This window comes from Amazonocrinis nigriterrae CENA67 (assembly GCF_016056305.1).
In the GTDB taxonomy this organism is placed as follows: Bacteria; Cyanobacteriota; Cyanobacteriia; order Cyanobacteriales; family Nostocaceae; genus Amazonocrinis; species Amazonocrinis nigriterrae.
The window spans coordinates 14,136-17,124 of record NZ_JAECZC010000059.1; the positions used below are offsets into that span (position 1 = coordinate 14,136).

The 2,989-nt window shown below is 43.2% G+C and carries 2 protein-coding genes and 1 pseudogene; 2 read left to right on the forward strand and 1 reads right to left on the reverse strand.

Translation table 11 applies throughout. The features are described 5' to 3' along the window. Window positions 1-82 precede the first annotated feature (82 nt). A pseudogene (locus I8748_RS24310) lies at window positions 83-667 on the forward strand (IS630 family transposase); the annotation flags it as partial. A gap of 259 nt (window positions 668-926) precedes the next feature. On the opposite strand, the gene I8748_RS24315 reads toward I8748_RS24310, so the two are convergent. After that, on the reverse strand, window positions 927-1,784 hold the full coding sequence (locus tag I8748_RS24315) for an acyl-CoA desaturase (RefSeq protein ID WP_198127110.1): 858 nt from the start codon (window positions 1,782-1,784) through the stop codon (window positions 927-929). 174 nt (window positions 1,785-1,958) lie between these two features. Here I8748_RS24315 and I8748_RS24320 point away from each other — a divergent pair. After that, the coding region (locus I8748_RS24320; RefSeq protein WP_198127111.1) for a TetR family transcriptional regulator at window positions 1,959-2,989 on the forward strand (1,031 nt) is incomplete at its 3' end.

Sequence of the window (2,989 nt, forward strand, 5' to 3'; positions counted from 1 at the left end):
GGTGTCGAAGTCAGTGTTACGACTATGCATCGAGCAGTTCAAAGGTTGAAGTTGACCACTAAAAAAAACACTATATGCTAGCGAGCAAGACAGTTCACGAGTCAATCAAATGCGCTTTGATTATCGAGATTGGGTTTTAGGTATAGACCCACATAATTTGGTATTTGTAGATGAATCCGGTTTGAGGTTGGGAATGACACGACTGTACGGTCGTGCAAAAATTGGTGAGCGATTGCATGATTCATGTCCTCGCAATCGAGGACAAAATATATCTTTCATCGGAGCTTTAAGTTTGGATGGGCTGATTGCCACTATGAGTATTTCAGGTAGTGTCAATACCGATGTGTTTGTAACTTATGTGCAACAGATTCTAGCACCACAGTTATGGGCTGGAGCAATTGTTGTCATGGATAATTTATCAGTACATACTGCTGCGGTGATTCGAGACTCAATTGAAGCAGTTGGTGCACGTCTTGTCTTTTTGCCTCCTTACTCACCTGATTTATCTCCAATTGAATTATGCTGGTCAAAACTGAAGCAGTGTTTACGAGCAGCAAAAGTTACAACCCATGAGGCACTAAATCACGTTTTAACTCAGATTGTGAATGAACACATCTCCTCTGATGATGCTTGGGGTTGGTTTGCTCACTGTGGTCTATTCATCTGAAAACTGCTGTAAGCTTTTTCGTGATTTTTGCCTAAGTCCTGTTTGAGATATTTTTTAAAATGGAAGTCCCTTTTGACTTTTCACGGGAAGTACTGAAACCCTCATCAAAACTGGGGGTAGGGTTTAGGGTGTGGCTCTTGTGGGAAAACAAGAAAGTCTCACTACACCCCACACCAAAGCTCCTTTTTCACCTACCGTGAAAAATCATAAGTACCTTAGAGTGCAAGGGTTGTTTGCTCAAACATGAAGGTGTAGCAATTCATCCTTGAGTGACACGTTGGGGCGGAGGTAACACGACTTTTTTCGCTAAACCCAAACTCTGCAAAACTTGGATGCTCCACCAAGTTACGTCAATCTCCCACCAACGTAACCCAGATTTTGCCATGTGGGGATAGGTATGATGGTTGTTGTGCCATCCTTCGCCATAAGTCAAAAGAGATACCCACCACAGATTCCGCGCCCCATCATCTGCATCAAAGGTACGATAACCCCACAGGTGTGATGCGGAATTGACGAACCAAGTCGAATGCCAAAGCAAAACTGACCTGACAAATATGCCGTAAATTACGAAAGACCAACCCCCTAAAACATACAGCAACAGCCCCAAAGGAATTTGCAACAGTATAAAGTAGCGATCCAGCCAGCGATAAAATGGTTGTCGTGCTAGGTCAGGGGCATATTTGTGATAGATTTCATAATCAAAAAATTCCGCACGCGGGTAGAAAATCCATAGCATATGACTCCACCAAAACCCGCGTTGGGCAGAGTAAGGGTCTAAATTGATATCTTCGGTGTGAGCATGATGCTGGCGGTGTCCACCAATCCAAAAAATTGGGCCGCCTTGGAGAGCAAGCGCTCCAATTATGGCGATCGCATATTCTAACCACTTGGGTACTTGGAAACTTTTATGGCTCAGCAGTCGGTGATATCCCAGGCAAATACCAATGCTGCCGAATAACCAATGGAGAAACAGCAGCAATCCCAATGCTGACCAGGAAAAAAACCAAGGAGCCAGGAGAACTAAGGCATGAAATGTAGCAAAAAAAGCCACATTTGTCCAACTGAGCCGAGGAGAATTTCCTCTCTCAGAAGCGATCGCCGAAAGTTTTGCGGTCATAAAAACTCCTGTTGACGGATGTTGAAGCGATTTGCTTGTTCTTGGGCGCAACCACACCAGGCATTTACGCACTTTACACAGCAGTTCGTTACAGTAAAGAAGAGCAAGTATCACTTACATTAGAGATTTTAACAACTATCGGATTTATATGCAAGCGACACTTGCATTTTATTTATGTCTTCGCAACCTATTTCAGCTCGTCAACGTCTGATTCAATCAGCACTTGAGCTATTTACTGCTCAAGGAGTCAGCGCTACCACAACCCGCCAAATTGCCGAAAAAGCAGAAGTTAATGAAGTGACCCTATTCCGAAATTTTGGTAACAAACATGGATTGCTTTTGGCAGTGTTGGAAGAATCCGCAGCATTCAAAAATTTGGGCGAGTCGCTGATACGGCAGGCTACTCCTCCTGGGAATGTTTACCAAGCGCTGAAAGATTATGCAAGTGACACTTTACAAGCATTAGAAAGAGTACCAGAGTTTGTGCGGTCTGTGGTAGGTGAAGCTGATCAATATCCAGCAGAAAGTCGCCGCGCCTTGGGTAGAGGATTAACAGAGGCGAATCGCTACGTCGCACAGTATTTGGCTACTGTAATTCAGCAAGGAGACTTAAATACTTATTTACCAGCAGAAAAACTAGCAAGTTTCCTCAATGGGATGATCCTGGGATATGCCGTGATTGAATTCACGAGCGAGTTTCATGAACTCTGGGAAAATCGAGATGATTTTCTAGAAAATCTAGTGGAGTTGTTTTTGCATGGAGCCATGTCACCTTCATTGGAATCAACAAAAGATACTTTACCAAGAAGTGTGATGACCAAAGAAGTAGCTGATTTACCTACTAGTTTAGTTCACGCAATTCTCAGACAAGCTAGTAAGTTGGGTGTACAAGATTATGCATTGGCATATGTGTTGTTTGGTGCAGGGTTATCTCGAAAAGAAATAGTTGACTTACAGCTATCACATCAGATTTACGATACTCAAGGGCATTTTCTGCAAATTACAACACCGGGGTTTGTGCGCCAAGTACCCGTGAATCAGTGGATTTTGGGCAAACGCTATGGTTCTTACACCAATAATCCGTTAATTAAATGGTTGAAAAGTCGTAAAGACAGTAATACTGCCATGTTTATCGATGAAGCAGGTAAACCGATCTCAGAATTAGAACTTACCAGGCATTGGCAAACATGGACTCAGGGACTTTT